The sequence below is a fragment of the Streptomyces sp. NPDC005374 genome (assembly GCF_042872225.1).
Classification (GTDB): Bacteria; Actinomycetota; Actinomycetes; order Streptomycetales; family Streptomycetaceae; genus Streptomyces.
This window is the reverse complement of sequence record NZ_JBIAKA010000015.1, coordinates 20,267-37,783: the sequence shown is the minus strand read 5'-3', so window position 1 is coordinate 37,783 and position 17,517 is coordinate 20,267. Positions and strand designations below refer to the sequence as shown.

The following is a 17,517-nucleotide window of genomic DNA, read 5'->3' as shown; positions in this document are numbered from 1 at the left end:
GTGGTCGACTCGCCCGAGTTCCAGGCGCCGAGCCCGTAGCTGCCGGCCACGGCGATGTCCTGTCCGCTGACGTAACTGGCGGCGTCCGAGACGAGGCAGGCGACGACTTCCGCGATTTCCTGGCTGGATCCGAAGCGCTCGAACGGGATCTTCGTGCGCAAGGAGTCCCGGCCGCTCCGGGGCTGACGGCACTGACACGGATCCTGCGCGGAGCCAGTTCGAGCGCGAGCGAGGGCAGCATCGCCGGCAGGGCGCCGCGCGTCGGTGCCCCCAGGGTGGCGCCAGGGATGCCGCTGCGGGATCCGACGCCCACGGCGAAGACGATCGACCCGCCGTCGGTCATGAGCGGAATGGCCTTCTGGAGAGTGAAGTACTGGACCTTGAGGTTGACGTGGACCTGCTCGCCGAACGACTCCTCCGTCACGTCGGCAACCGGTGCGGGGCGGAAGATCCCGCGTTGAGGAACAGCAGGTCGATGGACCCGTAGCGTTCGGCCACCGTCGCCAGAAGAACGTCGGTGTCGGCCAGAGCGCGCAAGTCGGACTGGACGACCAGTACGTCGTCGGGAAGCTCGAGCCCTGCCCGCGCGAGGGAATCGGGGTTCTGTCCCGTGACAGCGACCTGGTGGCCGCGGGCGTGCAGTAGCTCGGCGGTGGTCGTGCCGATTCCGGTCGTGCCGTCGGTGAGGAGCGCTCTGCGGGCATGGCGGGCCTTTCATGGAGCGGACAGGGCCGGACGCAGATCAGTAAGCGGGGATGTCCCCGTTTGCGTCACCGTACACTAACCGGAGACATCCCCGATTCGTCTCCGCACCGCAACCCGCCACTCCCGATTGCGAAGGCCATGACCTCTCCACGAAGGACCCTGCGCGCCGATGCCCAGCGCAACCGAGATCACCTGATCGCCACGGCTGCTGAGGCTTTCGCCTCCGGCCAGGCGATCTCGCTGGACGCGATCGCCAAACGCGCGGGCGTGGGAAGCGGCACCCTTTACCGGCACTTCCCCACCCGAGAGGACCTGGTCGAAGAGATCTACCGTGACCAGATCCGCCCTCTGCGCGAGGACGCGCGAGCCCTCCTGGCTACCGAGCAGCCTGCACAGGCTCTGCACACCTGGATGCGCCACTTCGCCGAGTGGGCGGGCGAACGGCGAGGCATCTGCGACGCCCTGGTCGCCATGAGCGCCTCCGGACGCTTCGGCACCGGACCGGTCTGTGATGAGGTGCAGCAAATCCTGGGCATGGTGCTCGCGACCGGCTCCGAGGCAGGAGAACTGCGCGGCGACATCGATCCGGTCGACGTCGGCAGCGTCCTTGCCGCCGTGATCTCCGTGGCCGGCGCACCCGAACAGCGCGCCCAACTCGACCGCATGCTCACCATCGTCGTCGACGGGCTGAGGCCGCCCCGCTGACCTCGAGTGCGCGGTGTCGTCACGGTGATGACCGCGGGCCGGTGCCGGTGCCGGTGCCGCAAAAGCCGTCGTCTCATTTGGTGAAGCGGCGGTAGCAGATCAAGACGGAGGCAATGCCGGCGGAGGCCAGGAAGTGGAGGGCCGACCGCTCGTACGGAACGAGGCCCAGGTCCGCGCCGACCTGGGGCCTCACCACGCGACGAGGCGGCGCCGGCGCAGGTCAAGTGGCGCGCCGGTCACCCTCTCCGCACACATGTCACCTGGTCAAGCACGTAAGCAACCTGATCGAGCCTGAGGATCGCCCTACGTCGTCCTTGCGGGTGATGGCTCCGAGACCGATCCGGTCGCGGAGTATCTGAAGGATCTCGCGCTCAGCGACGGAGGCAGGGGAGGAGCACGCCGCCATGTCCCTCAGCTCCTGAAGCGTCCACCAGCGATGGGCCTGGATGTTGTCGCCGAGTTCTTCACCCAGTTCACGGAGCGCGGCCTACATCTTCGGAGATTCAGGTCACCCGGCCCGGCGGTCGCGATGCCCGCACCGTCGATCCGCTGGTCGACCCTCTCCAGGAACGAGTCGACCAGCGCGGGCAGCCGTAACGTCCGCTGCACTGGCGTCAGCCCCCTGTTGCGGCGGGGGTCCTTCCTAGGCCAGCCCGTGCTGCTTGGCGTACGCGTTCGCCACGTCCTCCGGGTCCTTCTTGTCGTTGTCGACCTGGCTGTTGAGCTGGGTGAGCTGGGCCGTGGTGAGGATGTTGCCGAGGCGGGCGAGGGCCTTGCGGACGGTGTCGTCGGCCTTGCGGTCGGCGATGAGGGGGACGATGTGCTGGCTGGGGATGAGGTTCTTGGGGTCGGTCAGGACGACCCAGTCGTGGGCGGCGATGTCGGTGTCGGTGGTGAAGAGGTTCGCCACGTCCACGTCCCCCTTCCTCAGGGCGCCCTTGACCAGCGGGCCGTCGGAGTCGAGCGACTTGAACTCCTTGAACTCGACGCCGTACACGTCCTTCAGGCCGACCGCGCCCACCCGGCGCTTCTTCACCTCGGGCGCGGCGCCGATGACCAGCTTGCCGTTCTGCTTGGCGAGGTCGGCGAGGGTGACAAGGCCGTACTTCTTCGCGGTCGCCCGGGTGACGACGAAGCAGTCGGAGTCGGCCGCCTGGCCGTAGGGGAGCACCTGGAGGCCGCCTGGCAGGGCGAGGGTGAGGGCGTTCTGCATGGTGCCAGGCTCGGCGGAGGCGTCCTTGGGGGCGAGGTAGTTGAGGAGGGCGCCCTGGTATTCGGGCAGCAGGTCGATGTCGCCCGCCTTGAGGGCGGGGATCACGATCTCGCGGGTGCCGAGGTTGGGGCGGACCTTCACCTTCACGCCGGCCTGCTGGAGCACCGCCGCGTACAGGTAGCCGAGGACCTGGTTCTCGGTGAAGTTGGCGGTGCCGATGGTGACTCCGCCCTTGCTGGAGCCGCTGCCGCCGGAGGTCGTACCGCCGCCGTCGAGCGAGGTGACGCCGCTGGAGCAGGCGGCGAGGGCGGGCACGGAGGCCGCCGCGAGGAGGCCGCCGAGGAGAGTGCGTCGGTTCATCGGAGTGGTCCTTACGCGGTGCGGTGGCGGAAGAGGAAGCGCTGGAGGGCGGAGAGGAGGAGGTCGAGGGTTACGGCGATCACGGCGACCAGCACCGCCCCGCCGAGCACCTGCACGAGGTCGCGCTGGGCGAGGCCGTCGAAGACGTAGCGGCCGAGGCCGCCGAAGGAGACGTAGGCCGCGATGGTCGCGGTGGCGACGACCTGGATCAGAGCCAGGCGCAGGCCGGTCATGATCAGGGGAAGTGCGAGGGGCAACTCGACCTGGAACAGGACCTGGTGGCCACGCATGCCCTGGCCGCGGGCGGCGTCCTTCACGTCCGGGTCCACGGCCGTCATGCCGGCGTAGGTGTTGGTGACGATCGCCGGGACCGCGAGGGCGACGAGGGCGACGTAGACCGGGAGCATGGACAGGCCGCCGGCCAGGAAGACCAGGACGACGAGGCCGACCGTCGGCAGGGCGCGGCCGAAGGACGCGAGGTTGATCGCGAGGAAGGCGCCCTTGCCGGTGTGGCCGATCAGCAGGCCGAGAGGCAGCCCGATCGCGGCCGCGATGAGGGTCGCGAGCAGCGAGTACTGGAGGTGCTCGGCGAGGCGGTGGGCGATGCCGTCGGGGCCGGCCCACTGGGAGCCGCTGGTCAGCCAGGAGCCGAGGTTCTTGATGAGTTCGTACATCGCTCAGGCTCGCTTCCGGCGCCACGGGGTCAGGGCGTACTGCACGGCCACCAGCAGGGCGTCCGCGACCACCGCGAGGAGGATCGTCAGGACCACGCCCACGATCACCGGTGTCGGGAAGTCGCGCTGGAAGCCGTCGGTGAAGAGCTGGCCGAGGCCGCCGTCGCCGATGTAGGTGGCGACCGACACCAGGGAGATCGACATGACCGTGGCGATGCGGACGCCCGCCATGATCACCGGGAGTGCCAGGGGGAGTTCGACCGTCAGGAGCGTCCGCAGGGGGCGGGTGCCCATCGCCTTCGCGGCCTCCTTCGTCTTCGCGGGGACCGAGTCGAGGCCCTCGACCGTGTTCCGCAGGAGTACGACCAGCGTGTAGACGGTCAGGCCGATCACGGTCGTGGTGCGGGTGAGACCGCTGATCGGCAGGAGCAGCACGAAGATCGCGATCGAGGGGATCGTGAACAGGACGTTCGAGAGCCCGAGCAGGAAACCGCGCAGGGGGCGGACTCGGTGTGCGACCACGGCGAGCGGCAGGCTGATCAGCAGGCCGAAGAAGACGGCGCTCAGGGCTGCCTGGAGGTGCGAGACCGTGAGGGTGGCCAGGTCGTCGGTGTGGCCGGAGATCCACGACCAGTCGATGGTCATACGGCCACCCGGGCTTCCGAGTGCGCCAGGCCCGCGTGCCGGTGGATGTTGTCGCGGGAGGTGACACCGGTGAGGACGCCGTCGGCATCGACCCGGGCGACCAGGCCGGTGGGGGAGGCGACGGACTCGTCGAGGGCGGCGAGCAGGGAGTCGCCGTCCTTGAGCGGTCGTACGGGGACTTCGGCGTCGTCGGTCGCCCAGTGCAGAGGCTTGCCCGCCGCGTCGCACACGAGGGACCAGGCGGTCCCTTCCGGCGCGGGGCCCTGCGGGACGTCCGCGAGGGACTTCAGCGAGAGCAGCTTCAGGCCGCGCTCGGCGCCGAGGAAGTCGGCCACGAAGGCGTCGGCGGGGCGGGCGAGGAGTTCGGCGGGCGGGGCGCTCTGGACGAGGTGGCCGCCGGTGCGGAAGATCGCGATGCGGTCGCCGAGGCGGACGGCCTCGTCGACGTCGTGGGTGACGAAGACGATGGTCTTGTTCAACTCCTTCTGGAGTCTGAGCAGTTCGTCCTGGAGCTGGGTGCGAACGACCGGGTCGACCGCGCCGAAGGGCTCGTCCATGAGGAGCACCGGCGGGTCGGCGGCGAGGGCGCGGGCGACCCCGACGCGCTGCTGCTGGCCGCCGGAGAGCTGGTGCGGGTAGCGCTTGCCGGACTCGGCGGTCAGGCCGACGGTTTCCAGCAGTTCCGCCGCCCGGGCGCGGGCCTTTTTGCGGCCGTGGCCGAGCAGGAGCGGGACGGTGGCGATGTTGTCCAGCACCGTGCGGTGCGGGAAGAGGCCGGACTGCTGGATGACGTAGCCGATGGAGCGGCGCAGTTCGGCCGCGTCCTGGTCGGTGACGTCCTTGCCGCCGACCTTGATGGTGCCGGAGGTCGGTTCGACCATCCGGTTGATCATCCTGAGGGTGGTCGTCTTGCCGCAACCGGAGGATCCGACGAGGACGGTGACGCCGCCTTCCGGCATGTCGAGGGTGAGATCGTGCACTGCTGTCGTGCCGTTGGGAAAACGTTTGTGGACCGCGTCGAACTGGATCATGAGATACCCCTTGCCCGGCTGTATAACGTCATGCAGAGTTCTCGTAGTTGAATAGTTTGTCAACGGTTCGGTGTTAATCCGAGGTAACGGATGACCGCCAGGCAAGATCTGGTGTCCGTATTGAGGGTAGTTTTCGCTATATGTCGTCCCAGATCGTGGACTCTCCTGAACCTGTCGTGGTCGGGCGCACCGGTCTCGTGGTTCTCGACGGGATCGGGCTCGGTGTCGCGGACGTCGTCCGCCTCGCCGACGGGACCGCGCGACCGGTGCCCGGGACCGAGGCGATGAAGCGGGTCACCGAGTCCTGGGACGCCGCCCGGCAGATCGCCGCGACCGGACGCGTCTACGGCCGTTCGACCGGCGTCGGCGCCAACCGGAACGAGGACGTGCCCACCGAGACGGCCGCCGAGCACGGTCTGCTACTGCTGCGCAGCCACGCCGGTGCCATCGGCGAGGAACTCCCGGCCCGGCAGGTCCGCGCGATGCTCGCGGTCCGGGCCAACCAGCTGCTGGCGGGCTGCGCGGGGCTGCGGCCGACCGTGGTGACGGCTCTGTGCGAGGCGCTGGAGAGCGGGGCGCATCCGGTCGTCAACGAGTTCGGCTCGGTGGGCACCGGCGACATCGCGGCGTTGGCCCAGGCGGGGCCGGCCCTCCCGGCGTTCACCTGGACGACCTGCCCTGCACGCCCGCTGTCGTCACGCACAGCGCTTGCGGCCTCTGGCCCGAACAGAGCATGGATCAAGGGGAGTTCGGGTGGACGAAGGAGGCCCGGTGAGCAGATGTGCAACCTCGGAATCGTCCAGGCAGGCGCCCCTGTCCTCTCTGAGTCGGCAAGCCCCTTCGGCCTCCCCGCCGAGCGGGATGCCGCAGAACGTGTCGTGGACAATCTCTTCGCGTTCATGGAGCGCATCGCCCAGGTTCACACCTTCGCCAAGGGCATGGGGATCGCCGCGCCTCAGATCGGCGTTGGCCGTGCTGCTGTTGTCGTTCAGCCTGCCGAGTCCGGCGCCGATCGTTTGCGAGGATCGAGTTGTGCCATGTCCTTCCCAGTACCCGCGTACCCGCTTGAACTGCGCCGTCGTGCGGTGCGGATGGTCGCCGAGGTGCGGCAGGAGTACGACACCGCGTGGGCCGCGATGGAAGCGGTCGCCCAGAAGCTGGGCATCGGCACGACCGACCGACACGCTGCGCAAGTGCGTGCGGCAGGACCGGATCGACGCCGCGGCCCGGCCGGGCGGGCACAACGAGCGAGGAGTCGGCGAGAACGCCGGCAACATCGCGGAGAACAGCCGCGACTTCATCGCCAGGCCGTACAGGTCCTCGAGCTTCCGGACGACGGTGTCATCGAGTTCACCCAACTCGCCCCGCGTATCGAAGCCGAGGTCGGCGGCGGATCGCCCGACCCTGGCAGGCTCCAGCGGTGGGGGACTTTCACCCTGGGCGTTCTCAACTCGCCGTCGCCGGCGGAGGGTTGGGAAGTGCGCTCGCCACGTCCATGGGGAGGGCGCTGCCGGGCCTGCCTCCCGCCTGAGATACACGATTCCGAAAAGCGCGCGGCGGGCCCCGGAATCACTTCCCTGGGGCCCGCCGCGTTTCGTCTCACCGGCGCCCAACCGGGGCTACCGATGCAATGCGGTTCGCACGGTGACGGAAGGCCTTATCGGCCGCAGATGCCGTGCCACGCCGGGGGTGTCAGCGGCCGTGGGACGACTGCGACCTCCGTGCCGTCAGGAAGACCAGCGCGCCGGCCGCCACCAGCAGGACGGCGGTGCCGGCCCGCAGCAGGACCGCGTCCGTGCCCGTGGCGGCGAGCCCGCCGCCGGTCGCCGTCCCGCTGCTGGTTCCTGCCCCGGAGCCGGACGGGCTCGCGGTGGCCGTGGCCGAGGGGGACACGGAGGCGCTGGGCGACGGGCTGGACGTCGCCGAGCCGGTTGCCTTCACCGCGATCGCCGCGGTGTCGTTCACTGGGTCGTCGTCACGATTGGGGTACTCGGGGTTCGCCACCGCCCGCACGCTGCCCCGCGCGCCGAGGACGACCCGGTCGATCCGCACCGTGAACTCCTGCGTCACGGAGTCACCCGGCCGGAAGTCCGTGCCGGCGATGTCGCAGGTGTAGCTCTTCGCGCCGGCCTTGCCCGGTGTGCAGTTCCACCGCGGCCCGGGGTCGCCCTGCTCGCCGGGGCCGGGGGCGCCGGTGATGGTGGTGCCGGCGGGCGGGGTCACCACGAACGTGCCGGAGTTGTCGGCGTCCATCCACTGGAAGCCCATCCGGCCCGGACCGTTGTTCCGCACGCCCACGGTGATGCTCACCGTCTCGCCGACCTTGCCCTCGGCCGTGTCACCGAGTGCCTGGTAGTCGGCGTGCTGGGTGGTGGCGAAGGTGCCGTACCCGGAGCCGGTGAATCCGGAGTTGGAGGCGACGGACTTCAGGTTGAGCGGCGCGCCGGTGCCGGTGTCGGGGAAGTCGGACGGGTCGAAGGAGTCGGGCGCGGCGGTGCCGACCGGCCACACGATGTAGGTGTTGTAGCCGTACATCGTGTCCTTGGAGGCGGTGTAGCGCAGCGGCGCGTCCGTCTCGTAGGCCGTGCCGGGCGCGACCGAGGTGTCGAACCGGCACCAGGCGCCGACGTCGGGCCGGTCCGAGTAGTGGCAGTTGGAGTGGTCACGGGCGAGCGAGACGCCTTCTGAGTCCTGCACCAGCAGCATGACGCCCTTGTCGGCGGGGGCTGCCCCGGTGTTGGCGAAGGCGGGGGTGCGCTCGAAGCCGGCGCCGGGCGCGATGCCCTTCAGCGCCGGGTAGGGCCGGCTGACGAGCTTCGGCCCGCCGACCAGGACGGCCGTCTTCCCTGTCACGGTGGCCGCGTCGGAGGCGGTGGCGGTGTAGGTGATGGCACCGGTGTCGCCCGCTTCGGCGGATGCGGTGGGCTTCAGGAAGAACGGGTCGATCGACTCCCTGCCCGACAGCGGGCCCACGTCACACCTCACCTTCAGGGTGCCGGCGCTCACGCAGTCCCCCGTGACCACCATCGTCGCCTTCCCGGCGAGGGACGACGCGTCGACCGCGACCGAGACCTCATGGGCGTCCCCGCCCGAGGCCGTGATGCCGAGGTCCAGGTTCGGACCCTCGCCCTCGGTGGGGAGGTAGTAGTTCTCCTGGGCGTCCAGGACGAGCGTCGTTGGGGCGGCATGCGCGGCCGGGGTTGCGACCGCCATAACGGCGGTCGCGAAAGCGGCGGCCGCCGCTGTCCGCCATGTTCTACGTATCGTCAGCACGCTATGTGGACATGCCAGCACACCGGAAGGTTGCGCCCGAACGTCCAACAGGCCAGAGGCCGCTGTACCCGCGGTCACCGGGTTCCGTCGGTGGCCCAAGTGTGTCTGCCAGGTCACGCCGAGCGGACCGCCGGCTGCTGCCCTGTCGCACCGAACCGTGAGTGGATGTCACCGAACCCTGACGAATCGCAGTTCGTCTCATCGAACCTTGGGTATGCAGGTCAGGGCACGATCTCGCTCGACATGGACGGTGATGCCGAACGGGGGATAGCGGCCCTGGCCGAGGTGGGCACGGTGAAGATCAACGACGTACCGGCGCCCACCGTGAACCGCGAGGGCGAGTACAGCACGGACCGCCTTGACAGCAACGGCGGAAGCGGGTTGTGGAAGAGCGCGGCCGGCACACCTGGTCGTACCACGGCCAGGCGCTTGTGCAGGGCTCGAACGGCCCCTGACCTGGCGGCTGTCGGCGTGGTCGACCTCTTCCGGGTCGGCTACGCCACCTGCCCCGCGGGCCGCCTCGGCTTTCATGGTCTTGGTCCGTCACCGTGTCGGTGCGGGGGACATGCTGCCCCTGCGTCGGCACCTGGGGTGGCATCGGCTGCCGTGTCCTTCACGAGCCGTCGCGCTTCGCCGTCCTGGTAGTGGAACGTGTGCGCTTCTATCCCATTCGGTTCGCACAGCTGTGCGCAATGTTTGTAAGATCGCTGCGTGAGGCGGTACGGAAATGGCCGAGTGCTCGCCCAGGAACTTCGGAGAATCCCATGCGCCGTCCTCTCGTGTTCATTGCTGCCGCCGCGCTGCTGTGCGCCGGCTGTTCCGCGGCCGACGCCGGAAGCCGTGACAAGGCTGCGACCGCGTCACCGTCTTCGGCATCGTCGTCCGGCCCCCGTTCTGCCGTGCGCGCGGCCGTCGCGGCTCTCCGCGAGGACAGTGCCGGGTTCCACCAGGAGATCGAACTGGAGGGTGAGGGCCAGGTGTACGGCCTCACCGTCACCGGCGGCTTCGACTTCGCCGCGGACAGGGGCCACCTCGCGGTCGACTTGCCCGGCGGTGCCATCGACCACAGCGACCAGGTCTTCGCGGACGGCAAGATATACATCAAGGGAGTCCAGGAGATCGGCGAGGATGGCTGGGGGGTTGTGACCCGGGACAGGGCGCAGGCTCATTACCTGCTGCGGGCCCCGCTCAACGATCCCGAGCATGTCCTGCAGCAGGTCTCCGCGATGCGCGAGATCTCCCGGCAGGGCGAGGAGAACGTTCAGGGGGTGCGCACCGTGCGCTACCGCGGCATCCTCGACCACCGGACCATCACTCTGCGCATGAGCCCGGATGTTCGCACGAAGATGGACCAGGCCCGCGACGCCCTGGGCAGTGACCTCCCGGTATTCGCGGACGCGTGGGTCGACGGCCGGGGACGTCTGGTGCAGACCCGCATGAGCGCCAATTTGGCTGGTGCGCGGGTGACGCTGACGATGGCCCTGTCGGACATCGGGGAGCCGGTCCGCGTGACGGTTCCGCGGGCCGCGGACACGGTCCCCGTCACCAGGGTCGGCGGCATCCTGAACGGTTGAGCCGGACAGCCCGGCCGGTGTGCCGGCAGGAGGCGTTCCCAGCCGGGTAATGCATTGCCCTGGAGTCAAACGGCTCCAGTGTCCTGCTCCGACCGGGTCTGGGATACGAGTGCTGACGGCTTTGCCCGGGTGACCGCAGTGAAGGCGTCGGGCAACTCAGCAGCGAACGCTCGCGTCGCGCCAGCGGTTGTCGGCGGGCCCGTGACGGCGAGGCTTCCAGGATTCGGGCCGGGGGCCTTGGAGGCCTCATCCCTTGCTCCGCAGCGCAGGCACTGCGCGATGCCGCGGCCCTGACGGCGTCACGCAGCAGCGGGCTCCTCCACGGAGTCGACGGATCTGGGGTAGGCGGTCTTTTCCTCCAACCGCCTACTTGACGGCCTGTGTAGCGCCCAGGGCCCGGGGGCCGCCGCCCAGCTTCTGCCAGGTGTAGCTGTCGCGGTAGTCGTGCCGGTCACCGAAGAAGGCTGCAAACTGCTCCATCGCGCACTCCTTCCACACCTGCATGTCCGGCCAGGCCTGCGCGGTCGTGCGCCGGTGGCCGCCGTAGCGGGGGCACTTGGTGAGGCCGACCGTGCCGTGGGCTGGTGGTGCAGTTGGAGTTCCGAGGCAGGCCCACGCCGGCCGGAGCGGTCACTGCGGCGACGGCCGTCGGCACCAGTACGCCCAGCGCCATCGCCGCCGTCCCGAGCTCGTCGGTGAGCGGCCCGAGCGCGGCACCGTGTCCGGGGGTCCGCGGTGTGGGTGGGGTCGGTTGTCGTCATGCTCGCCGCGCTCCCGATGTGCGGCAACGCGCCTGGGGGCAGGCCCACTTCGCCGTGCAGTACAGCAGGCTGTACTACCGGTCGGGCGGTTGGTGGGATCGGCCCAGGGGGTCGTGGTCCGTAGCGTCGCAGACATCAGCCGGGACGCCGGCCGAGACATCAGCCCAGTCCCCGCAGAAGGAGCCCGCGATGGTCACCACCGACCCCTACCGACTGAGCGCCCACGACGCGCACCACGACGCCCCCGCCTCGGCCGTCACCCGCGGCGAGGTCGCCCGCGTCCTGCTCTGGCTGATCCTGGTGATCAGCGCGGTCGCCAACATGGTCGCCTCCTACGCCGCCGTCGGTGTCGCCGTGAACCTCGCGTGCGGCGCGGTCACCGCCCTCGCGGCCACCGTCCTCGTCGTACGCCGTCTGAAGGGCGGCCGTCGGTGAACCTCGCGACGAGTGCCGTACGGGCCACCGTGCCCGCCCCCGCCCCGGCCATCGCGTTGGAGCGACTCACCAAGACCTACCCGGGCGATGTGAAGGCCCTCGACGAGGTGTCGTTGACGGTCCGGCCCGGCACCTTCCTCGCGGTGATGGGCCCCTCGGGCTCCGGCAAGAGCACCCTGATGCACTGCGCGGCCGGGCTGGACTCGCCGACCTCGGGCAGCGTCCGCATCGACGGCCACGAGATCGCAGGGCTGAACGAGACCCGCCGTACCGAACTGCGGCGCGAGCGCGTCGGGTTCGTGTTCCAGGCCTACAACCTGATCCCGTCCCTCACCATCGAGGACAACATCACGCTGCCGCTGCGGCTCGCCGACCGAGCCCCGGACCGGGAGTGGATCGCAGCACTGGTGGAACGCGTCGGCCTGGCCGGCCGGCTCGGCCGACGCCCCGCCGAACTCTCCGGCGGACAGCAGCAACGTGCCGCTGTGGTACGGGCGTTGGCGGCCCGTCCCGCCGTCGTGTTCGCCGACGAGCCGACCGGAGCGCTGGATCTGCGCAGCGCGCACGACGTGCTGGAGCTGCTGCGTGCCCTGGTCGACGAACTGGGCCAGACGGTGGTGATGGTGACCCACGACCCGGCCGCCGCAGCCCGCGCCCACCAGGCGCTGGTGATGGCCGACGGCCGGGTCGTCGACTCCCTTGACCACCCAACCGCCCCCCAACTGGCCGAGCGACTCGTCGCGTTGGGAGAGCGCTGACCCATGTCCGAGCACTTCCGCACCCCTTCCCGCCTGCCCCTCTTCCCGATCGCCCTGCGTATGGCCGCGCACCGCATCACCGCGCTGCTCGCCGTGGTGTGCGCGGTACTCGGCGGGGCCGCCCTGATCACCGCCACCGGTGTGCTGGCCGAGTCCGGGCTGCGCTCACAGCTGCCGCCTGGCCGACTCGGCGGCGCGGACATCGTCGTCGCGGCCGACCAGGAGTACCACCCGGACGGCGACCTGCCGCTCGCCCTGCCCGAGCGCGCCCGCATCCCGGCGTCGCTGACCGGCCGGCTCTCCGGCGTGCCCGGGGTGACGGTCGTGGTCGGCGACCTCGGCTTCCCGGCCGCGCTGGTCGACGCCGGGGGAGGGGTCGTACCGACCGACGACGACCCCGCGGCGGCCGGACACGGCTGGTCCTCCACCCAACTGCTGGCCCACCCGCGCGTCAACGGCCGGGCGCCGGCGGGGGCGGACGAGATCGCCGTCCCCGCCGCGACCGGTCTGCGCACCGGGGACCGGGTCCAGGTCGTCGCGGGCGGCCGCCCCGCTGTCGGCTATCGCGTCACCGCGGTGGTCGACGCACCGGGCGCGGGCGTGTACTTCGCCGACGCCACGGCCCTGCGTCTCGCGGGCCGCGACGCCGCGCACCGCTACGACCTGATCGGCCTGCGCACCGAGCCCGGAGCCGGTGAGCGGGTCGCCGACGCGGTGCGCGACCGGCTGGCCGGTACCGGGCTGAGGGTCCGCACCGGCGCGGACATCGGCGAGAGTGTGGCGCCGGGCGTCGGCTCGGCCCGCTCGCTGCTGATCCTGCTCGCCGGTTCGCTCGGCGGGATCGTGCTGCTGATCACCGGGTTCGTCACGGCGGGCGCGCTGGGTGTGTCGATTGCCGGGCAGCGCCGCGACCTGGCGCTGATGCGGGCGGTCGGGGCGAGTCCGCGGCAGATCCGCCAGCTGGCCGCCGCGCAGTCCTCCGTGGTGGCCGCCGTGGCCCTGGCTCCCGGTGTGGCTCTCGGCTACCTCCTTGCGGGCCGCTTCCACGACATGCTCGCCGACCGAGGCGTCCTGCCCCCCGAACTCCCGCTGACCGTCAGCCCGTTGCCCGCCGCCGCTACCGTCCTCCTGCTCGCGCTGACCGTGCAGATCTCCGCCCGGGGCGCGGCCTGGCGCACCTCCCGGATGCCCGCGACGGAGGCTGTCGCCGAGTCCCGCAGCGAACCGCGCAAGACGTCGACGGGCCGTACCCTCACCGGGGTTCTGCTGATCGCCGCCGCGTGCGCGCTGTCCGTCACCCCGCTGCTGACCCGCACGGTGATCGGCGCGTCGGCCACCTCCATCGCCGGGATCGTCGCCGCGATCGGCCTGGCCTTGTGCGGCCCGGCCCTGATCCGCACGGCCGGGGCGGCCGCCGTACGCCGGCTGCGGCCCACGGCGTCCGCGCCGACCTGGCTCGCCCTGGCCAACGTACGGGCGTACGCGCTGCGGGTCGCCGCAGTGGTCAGCCCGCTGGCGATGGCGGTCGTGTTCGTCCTGACCTACACCCTCGCGCAGAGCACCGTCCTCGCGGCGACCGCGCAGGAGACCCGCACCGGCACGCTCGCCCAGTACCGGCTGAGCGCACCGGCCCTCGGCGGCCTGCCGGCCGGCACGCGGGACGCCGTACGCAAGCTGCCCGGAGTGCGGACGGCCGCACCCGTCGGCTCGACGACCGTCGTCTGGCCGTACGAGATGTTCGGCGACCCCGATGTGGAGTCGCTGCCGGCACTGATCGCCACGCCGGACGCGGCCGGGGTCCTCGACCTCGGGGTGCGGAAGGGCGGGCTGGCCGGCCTTACGGGCGCCACGGTCGCCGTGAGCAGCGAGGTCGCCGGTTCGCGGGACGCAGGACTCGGCGAGCGGATCCGGCTGGTCCTCGGCGACGGCACGCGTACCGAGGCGCGGGTGGCGGCCGTGTACGACAGGGGCCTCGGCTTCGGATCACTGATCGTCTCCGGGGATCTCGTGGCCGGCCACACCACCTCCGGCCTCACCCAGAGCCTCCTCGTCCGCACGGACGGCACGGCGACGGCGGCGCGCGCACTGGCCGATCTGACGGCGTCCCGCCCGGGCCTGGCCCTGGAGAACACGTCCGGACCGGCCTCCGGCGGCAAGCAGGACACTCCGCCCGAGGTGTGGATCAACCTCGCGACGATCGTCGTCCTCCTCGGCTACCTCCTCCTCAGCATCGCCAACAAGCTGGTCGCGGCTACGGCCCAGCGCCGAACCGAGATCGCAGCGCTGCGCCTGGTCGGCACGACGCCGCGGCAGATCCGGGCGATGATGCGCCGCGAGGCGGCCGTGATCGCCGTGGTGGCGCTCGTCTGCGGCCTGCTCCTGTCCGCCCTCCCGCTCGCCCTCCTCGGCCAGGGCTTCCTGGGCCGCCCCTGGCCGGCAGGCCCGGCCTGGCTGCTGCCCGCCGTCGCGGCGACGATCGCGGGGACGGCCTTCCTCACGATCGAACTCCCCACCCGCCAGGCCCTGCGCACGGCCCCGGCGGACGCGATCCGGGCGACGTGAGGATCCACCTGGCATCGCCACCGCCGATGAATTCTGCGGACATCTCCCCTCTGCCCTCCCCGAATCCCTCGTCAGCGGCCGGGGCGCTCTCCGCAGAACCACACGCTGGAGTCCACCCCGGAGACGCCGATCGAGCCGGAGAAGAGCGAAGGGACGCTTACCGGCATCCGCGCGGTCCGGCGCCGGATCGGCCCGGACAACCGCACCCACCTGACGTCGGGCGACGCCGGGGCGGCGGTCCCAGTCCCGGTCGGCGGCCTGGAGCAGCATGCGGCTGCCCGAGAGTTCCTGGGCGAGTGTGTCGTGCAGGTCCCGTGCGATGCGGGCTCGCTCTGCGAGCCGCCCGGCCTTTCGCTGCTGTCGCGCCAACTCGCTCCGCGTGATGGCGAGTTCGCGGGTCGGGCGCTCCTGGGCGCGGTAGAGGAGTACGGTCGCCCACAGGGCGGCCGGTGGCGCTGGCACATCGGGGTCGAAGCCGCCGTCGGCTCGCTGAAGGGCCGAGACCAGCAGTGCGGTGAGGACACCGAGCGCCGTGGCCCGTGCCGCGCGAGTGGGCATGCGCAGTGCCAGGACGGCGAGCGGTACGGCCGGCCACGCGTACCCGAAGGTGAGCTGTGCCGGGAGGTTCCGGGCCACCCAGGACCACAGCAGCAGGAGGAAACCGAGCCAGGCCGGTCGCGCCCAGCGCTCCAGCCGCTCCCACCAGGCCGGCCCGGCCACGTACAGCAGGGCCGGCGCGGCCGTGGGCGGCGCGATGTGCCGGCACAGCTCGTGGTTCAGCTCGAAGAGCCGCACGAGGGTGCCGGCCACGGCGACCAGGAACACCAGGTGTGGGAGATTCCGTGCGGAGCCGGAATGGCCGGCGTACGGCGAGCGCGGTGACGGGCACGGCTACGGCTGCCTGGGGCGGGCCGGGCGAAGGTGACAACAGGTCAAGAAGTGTAAACCGTGACCTGTTTGATCGCTGTGAACGCCCCGGTGGTGCCGTGCCCGCTCCGACGTCAGCTCCCCGGGTGCAGACCGGGCCAGCCCGGCGACGGGTCACCCTTGACCTCGCCGAAGTAGAGGGAGAACGTCTGCCGCAGCCGCTCGGCCGCGGCGCGGTCCTCCATGAACCTGGGGAAGCCGTCGACGTGGGCGTTCGGGATCTCCCACACCGGCTTCAGGCCGGCGTACGGCGTGACGTCCGTCCGTACCGACCAGCCGTTGCGGCTGGCCGCCTGGCGCTCCTCGGAGAGCTGCCAGTTCACGTACAGCTTGGCGGCGGCGGGGTGCGCCGCCTTCTTCAGGATCGCGGCCCGCTGCCCCCAGGCCATGAAGGGATGGTCGCCGGTCGGCAGGACCCACTTCACCGTTGTCGACGTGGAGACCGCGCTGCCCCCCGCGCCCACTCCGATGGTCTTCGTCTTGCCGTTGACCGCGGCGCCCGGGGTGTTCGTGCCCCGGGCGAACTGGGGCTGCTGCGCTGCGAACTTCGCCACCCAGTCCCAGCCGTACTTCTGCTGGTAGAGGGAGTAGAGGTACAGCACCGCGTCGTCGTCGTTCGGGTAGGAGGAGGCGATGGCGCCCTTCCAGTGCTCGTCGAGGAGGTCCAGTGGCGTCCTGGGCGCGTTCGCCCCGGCCGCCTGGGTGTCGTACATGAAGCTGAAGGCGATGACGAACAGCGCCGTCCACGCGCCGTCCGGGTCCTTGAAGCCCTTGTGGATCTGTGAGAAGCCCGCGGGCTTGTAGCGCAGCAGTTTGCCCTCGCGCTTCCAGCGGGTGAAGTCCTGGAGCGTCTGCAGCTGGACGACGTCGGGGACCAGGGTGTCGGTCGCGAGCTGGTTGTCCACGCGGACGTCGTGGTACTTGCTGTAGTCCACGGAGACCGTCAGCGGGATCTTCGGGAAGCGGGCGGCCCAGTCGGTCCGTAGCCCGGCTGCCTGGCTGTCGACGTCCCCGCCCTGGTAGAGGACGAGCTTGCCGCCTTCGGCGATGGCCGCCTCGTAGAGCTCGTCGAGGGAGCGAGTCTCCTCGCGGACACCCGCCAGCGGGGCGCCGACGGGGTCAGCCGCCTGAGCGTTGGTCGCGACGGCCGCGGCAGCACCGCCGAGAGCGACACCGGCTCCGGTGGTGAGCAGCCGCCGCCTGCTGAAGTTACTGGGCATCGTGGGGGTCCTCCTGCTGGTTCCGCCGCCGGATTCCGTACGAGGCGGCGCACCAATCCTGCCGATGAACGGCGTTGTTCCGCGTCATCCGAAGGCTGCCTCCGGGTTCAATCGTTCGGTTGAACGGTCACGGTGGCTGCCGTCGGAAGGGCGCGAGCAGTTTCGTTGTTCCGCTGGATTTTTCGGTACGCATGTCCTCGCCGTCGGCGACGGGGTCTCGGGTTCTGGTATGCCCTGGCTGAGGGGCCGGAGGAAGGTGGCTCGTCGACCCTGGCAATTTCGTCGGCGACATCGTGCTCGACGAGGTCTGCCCACCAGGCGTTGAGGTCGCCCGCCACCTGAACTGCCACGAGGTTCTGAGCGGGCTCTCGCTCGCGTTGGGGAGGGACGCGATCGCCGGTGTTCAGCGGATCGCGGTGCCGCTCCCCGACCCCTGGGACGGCGGCTGGGTGCACGATGCCGTCGCGGCCCTCCAGGGCGTGAGCGGCACCGCCGTCCCGGCGACCGGCAGGCCGGCCCGCTTCATGCGGCCGTCATCGTCGCAAGCCGTCCTGGGCCGAGAGCTCGGTGCGTCCCTGGCTGACGGACTGCCGGTCAACCTCCGGGACCAGTTCGCGTCGGCCGCGGCGTTCGCGGAGGGCATCGGTGGTGTCCTTGTCGCGCGGGGCCCTCAT

General features: G+C 70.9%; 11 protein-coding genes and 4 pseudogenes. 7 read left to right on the top strand and 8 right to left on the bottom strand.

Annotation, left to right across the window (positions count from 1 at the left end):
- Positions 1-101: 101 nt before the first annotated feature.
- Positions 102-642 (bottom strand): annotated as a pseudogene (locus ACFYRX_RS32875) (SDR family oxidoreductase); the annotation flags it as partial.
- A gap of 201 nt (positions 643-843) precedes the next feature.
- On the opposite strand from ACFYRX_RS32875, the gene ACFYRX_RS32870 reads away from it, so the two are divergent.
- The gene (locus tag ACFYRX_RS32870) at positions 844-1,410 is read left to right on the top strand and encodes a TetR/AcrR family transcriptional regulator (protein WP_389107637.1); all 567 of its coding nucleotides are present in this window, start codon (positions 844-846) and stop codon (positions 1,408-1,410) included.
- Between the two features lie 643 nt (positions 1,411-2,053).
- Here ACFYRX_RS32870 and ACFYRX_RS32865 read toward each other — a convergent pair.
- The 4 genes from ACFYRX_RS32865 to ACFYRX_RS32850 are packed head-to-tail and all read right to left on the bottom strand — an operon-like array spanning position 2,054 to position 5,333.
- Positions 2,054-2,983: an ABC transporter substrate-binding protein gene (locus ACFYRX_RS32865; protein ID WP_389107635.1), complete on the bottom strand. Its 930-nt coding sequence runs from the start codon at positions 2,981-2,983 to the stop codon at positions 2,054-2,056.
- Positions 2,984-2,994: 11 nt separating this feature from the next.
- The gene (locus ACFYRX_RS32860) at positions 2,995-3,657 is read right to left on the bottom strand and encodes an ABC transporter permease (protein WP_389107632.1); all 663 of its coding nucleotides are present in this window, start codon (positions 3,655-3,657) and stop codon (positions 2,995-2,997) included.
- 3 nt (positions 3,658-3,660) lie between these two features.
- Entirely contained in the window at positions 3,661-4,302 is a 642-nt protein-coding gene (locus ACFYRX_RS32855) for an ABC transporter permease (protein WP_389107629.1), read from the bottom strand.
- On the bottom strand, positions 4,299-5,333 hold the full coding sequence (locus ACFYRX_RS32850; RefSeq protein WP_389107627.1) for an ABC transporter ATP-binding protein: 1,035 nt from the start codon (positions 5,331-5,333) through the stop codon (positions 4,299-4,301). The genes ACFYRX_RS32855 and ACFYRX_RS32850 overlap by 4 nt, the downstream gene beginning before the upstream one ends.
- Before the next feature lie 140 nt (positions 5,334-5,473).
- Between ACFYRX_RS32850 and ACFYRX_RS32845 the strand changes: the two are divergent.
- Together ACFYRX_RS32845 and ACFYRX_RS32840 are read left to right on the top strand one after the other, a co-directional pair.
- A pseudogene (locus ACFYRX_RS32845) lies at positions 5,474-5,986 on the top strand (aromatic amino acid lyase); the annotation flags it as partial.
- Between the two features lie 126 nt (positions 5,987-6,112).
- Positions 6,113-6,274 (top strand): annotated as a pseudogene (locus tag ACFYRX_RS32840) (peptide deformylase); the annotation flags it as partial.
- A 751-nt stretch (positions 6,275-7,025) separates the two neighbouring features.
- Here ACFYRX_RS32840 and ACFYRX_RS32835 read toward each other — a convergent pair.
- Positions 7,026-8,546: a hypothetical protein gene (locus tag ACFYRX_RS32835; RefSeq protein WP_389107624.1), complete on the bottom strand. Its 1,521-nt coding sequence runs from the start codon at positions 8,544-8,546 to the stop codon at positions 7,026-7,028.
- A gap of 959 nt (positions 8,547-9,505) precedes the next feature.
- Between ACFYRX_RS32835 and ACFYRX_RS32830 the strand changes: the two genes are divergently transcribed.
- The 4 genes from ACFYRX_RS32830 (at position 9,506) to ACFYRX_RS32815 (ending at position 14,696) form a co-directional block, all read left to right on the top strand.
- Positions 9,506-10,180 (top strand): hypothetical protein, encoded by a 675-nt coding sequence (locus tag ACFYRX_RS32830; RefSeq protein WP_389107622.1) that lies wholly within the window; start codon positions 9,506-9,508, stop codon positions 10,178-10,180.
- Positions 10,181-11,130: 950 nt separating this feature from the next.
- Complete coding sequence (locus ACFYRX_RS32825; protein WP_389107619.1) at positions 11,131-11,376, top strand: hypothetical protein; 246 nt, start codon at positions 11,131-11,133, stop codon at positions 11,374-11,376.
- On the top strand, positions 11,373-12,134 hold the full coding sequence (locus ACFYRX_RS32820) for an ABC transporter ATP-binding protein (protein WP_389107616.1): 762 nt from the start codon (positions 11,373-11,375) through the stop codon (positions 12,132-12,134). Before ACFYRX_RS32825 ends, ACFYRX_RS32820 begins: the two co-directional genes overlap by 4 nt.
- A gap of 3 nt (positions 12,135-12,137) precedes the next feature.
- Positions 12,138-14,696: an FtsX-like permease family protein gene (locus ACFYRX_RS32815; protein WP_389107613.1), complete on the top strand. Its 2,559-nt coding sequence runs from the start codon at positions 12,138-12,140 to the stop codon at positions 14,694-14,696.
- A 258-nt stretch (positions 14,697-14,954) separates the two neighbouring features.
- Here ACFYRX_RS32815 and ACFYRX_RS32810 read toward each other — a convergent pair.
- Together ACFYRX_RS32810 and ACFYRX_RS32805 are read right to left on the bottom strand one after the other, a co-directional pair.
- Positions 14,955-15,254, bottom strand: a pseudogene (locus ACFYRX_RS32810) (histidine kinase); the annotation flags it as partial.
- A gap of 443 nt (positions 15,255-15,697) precedes the next feature.
- Positions 15,698-16,843, bottom strand: coding sequence for an ABC transporter substrate-binding protein (locus ACFYRX_RS32805; protein ID WP_389107610.1), 1,146 nt, complete (start codon positions 16,841-16,843; stop codon positions 15,698-15,700).
- Positions 16,844-17,517: the final 674 nt, after the last annotated feature.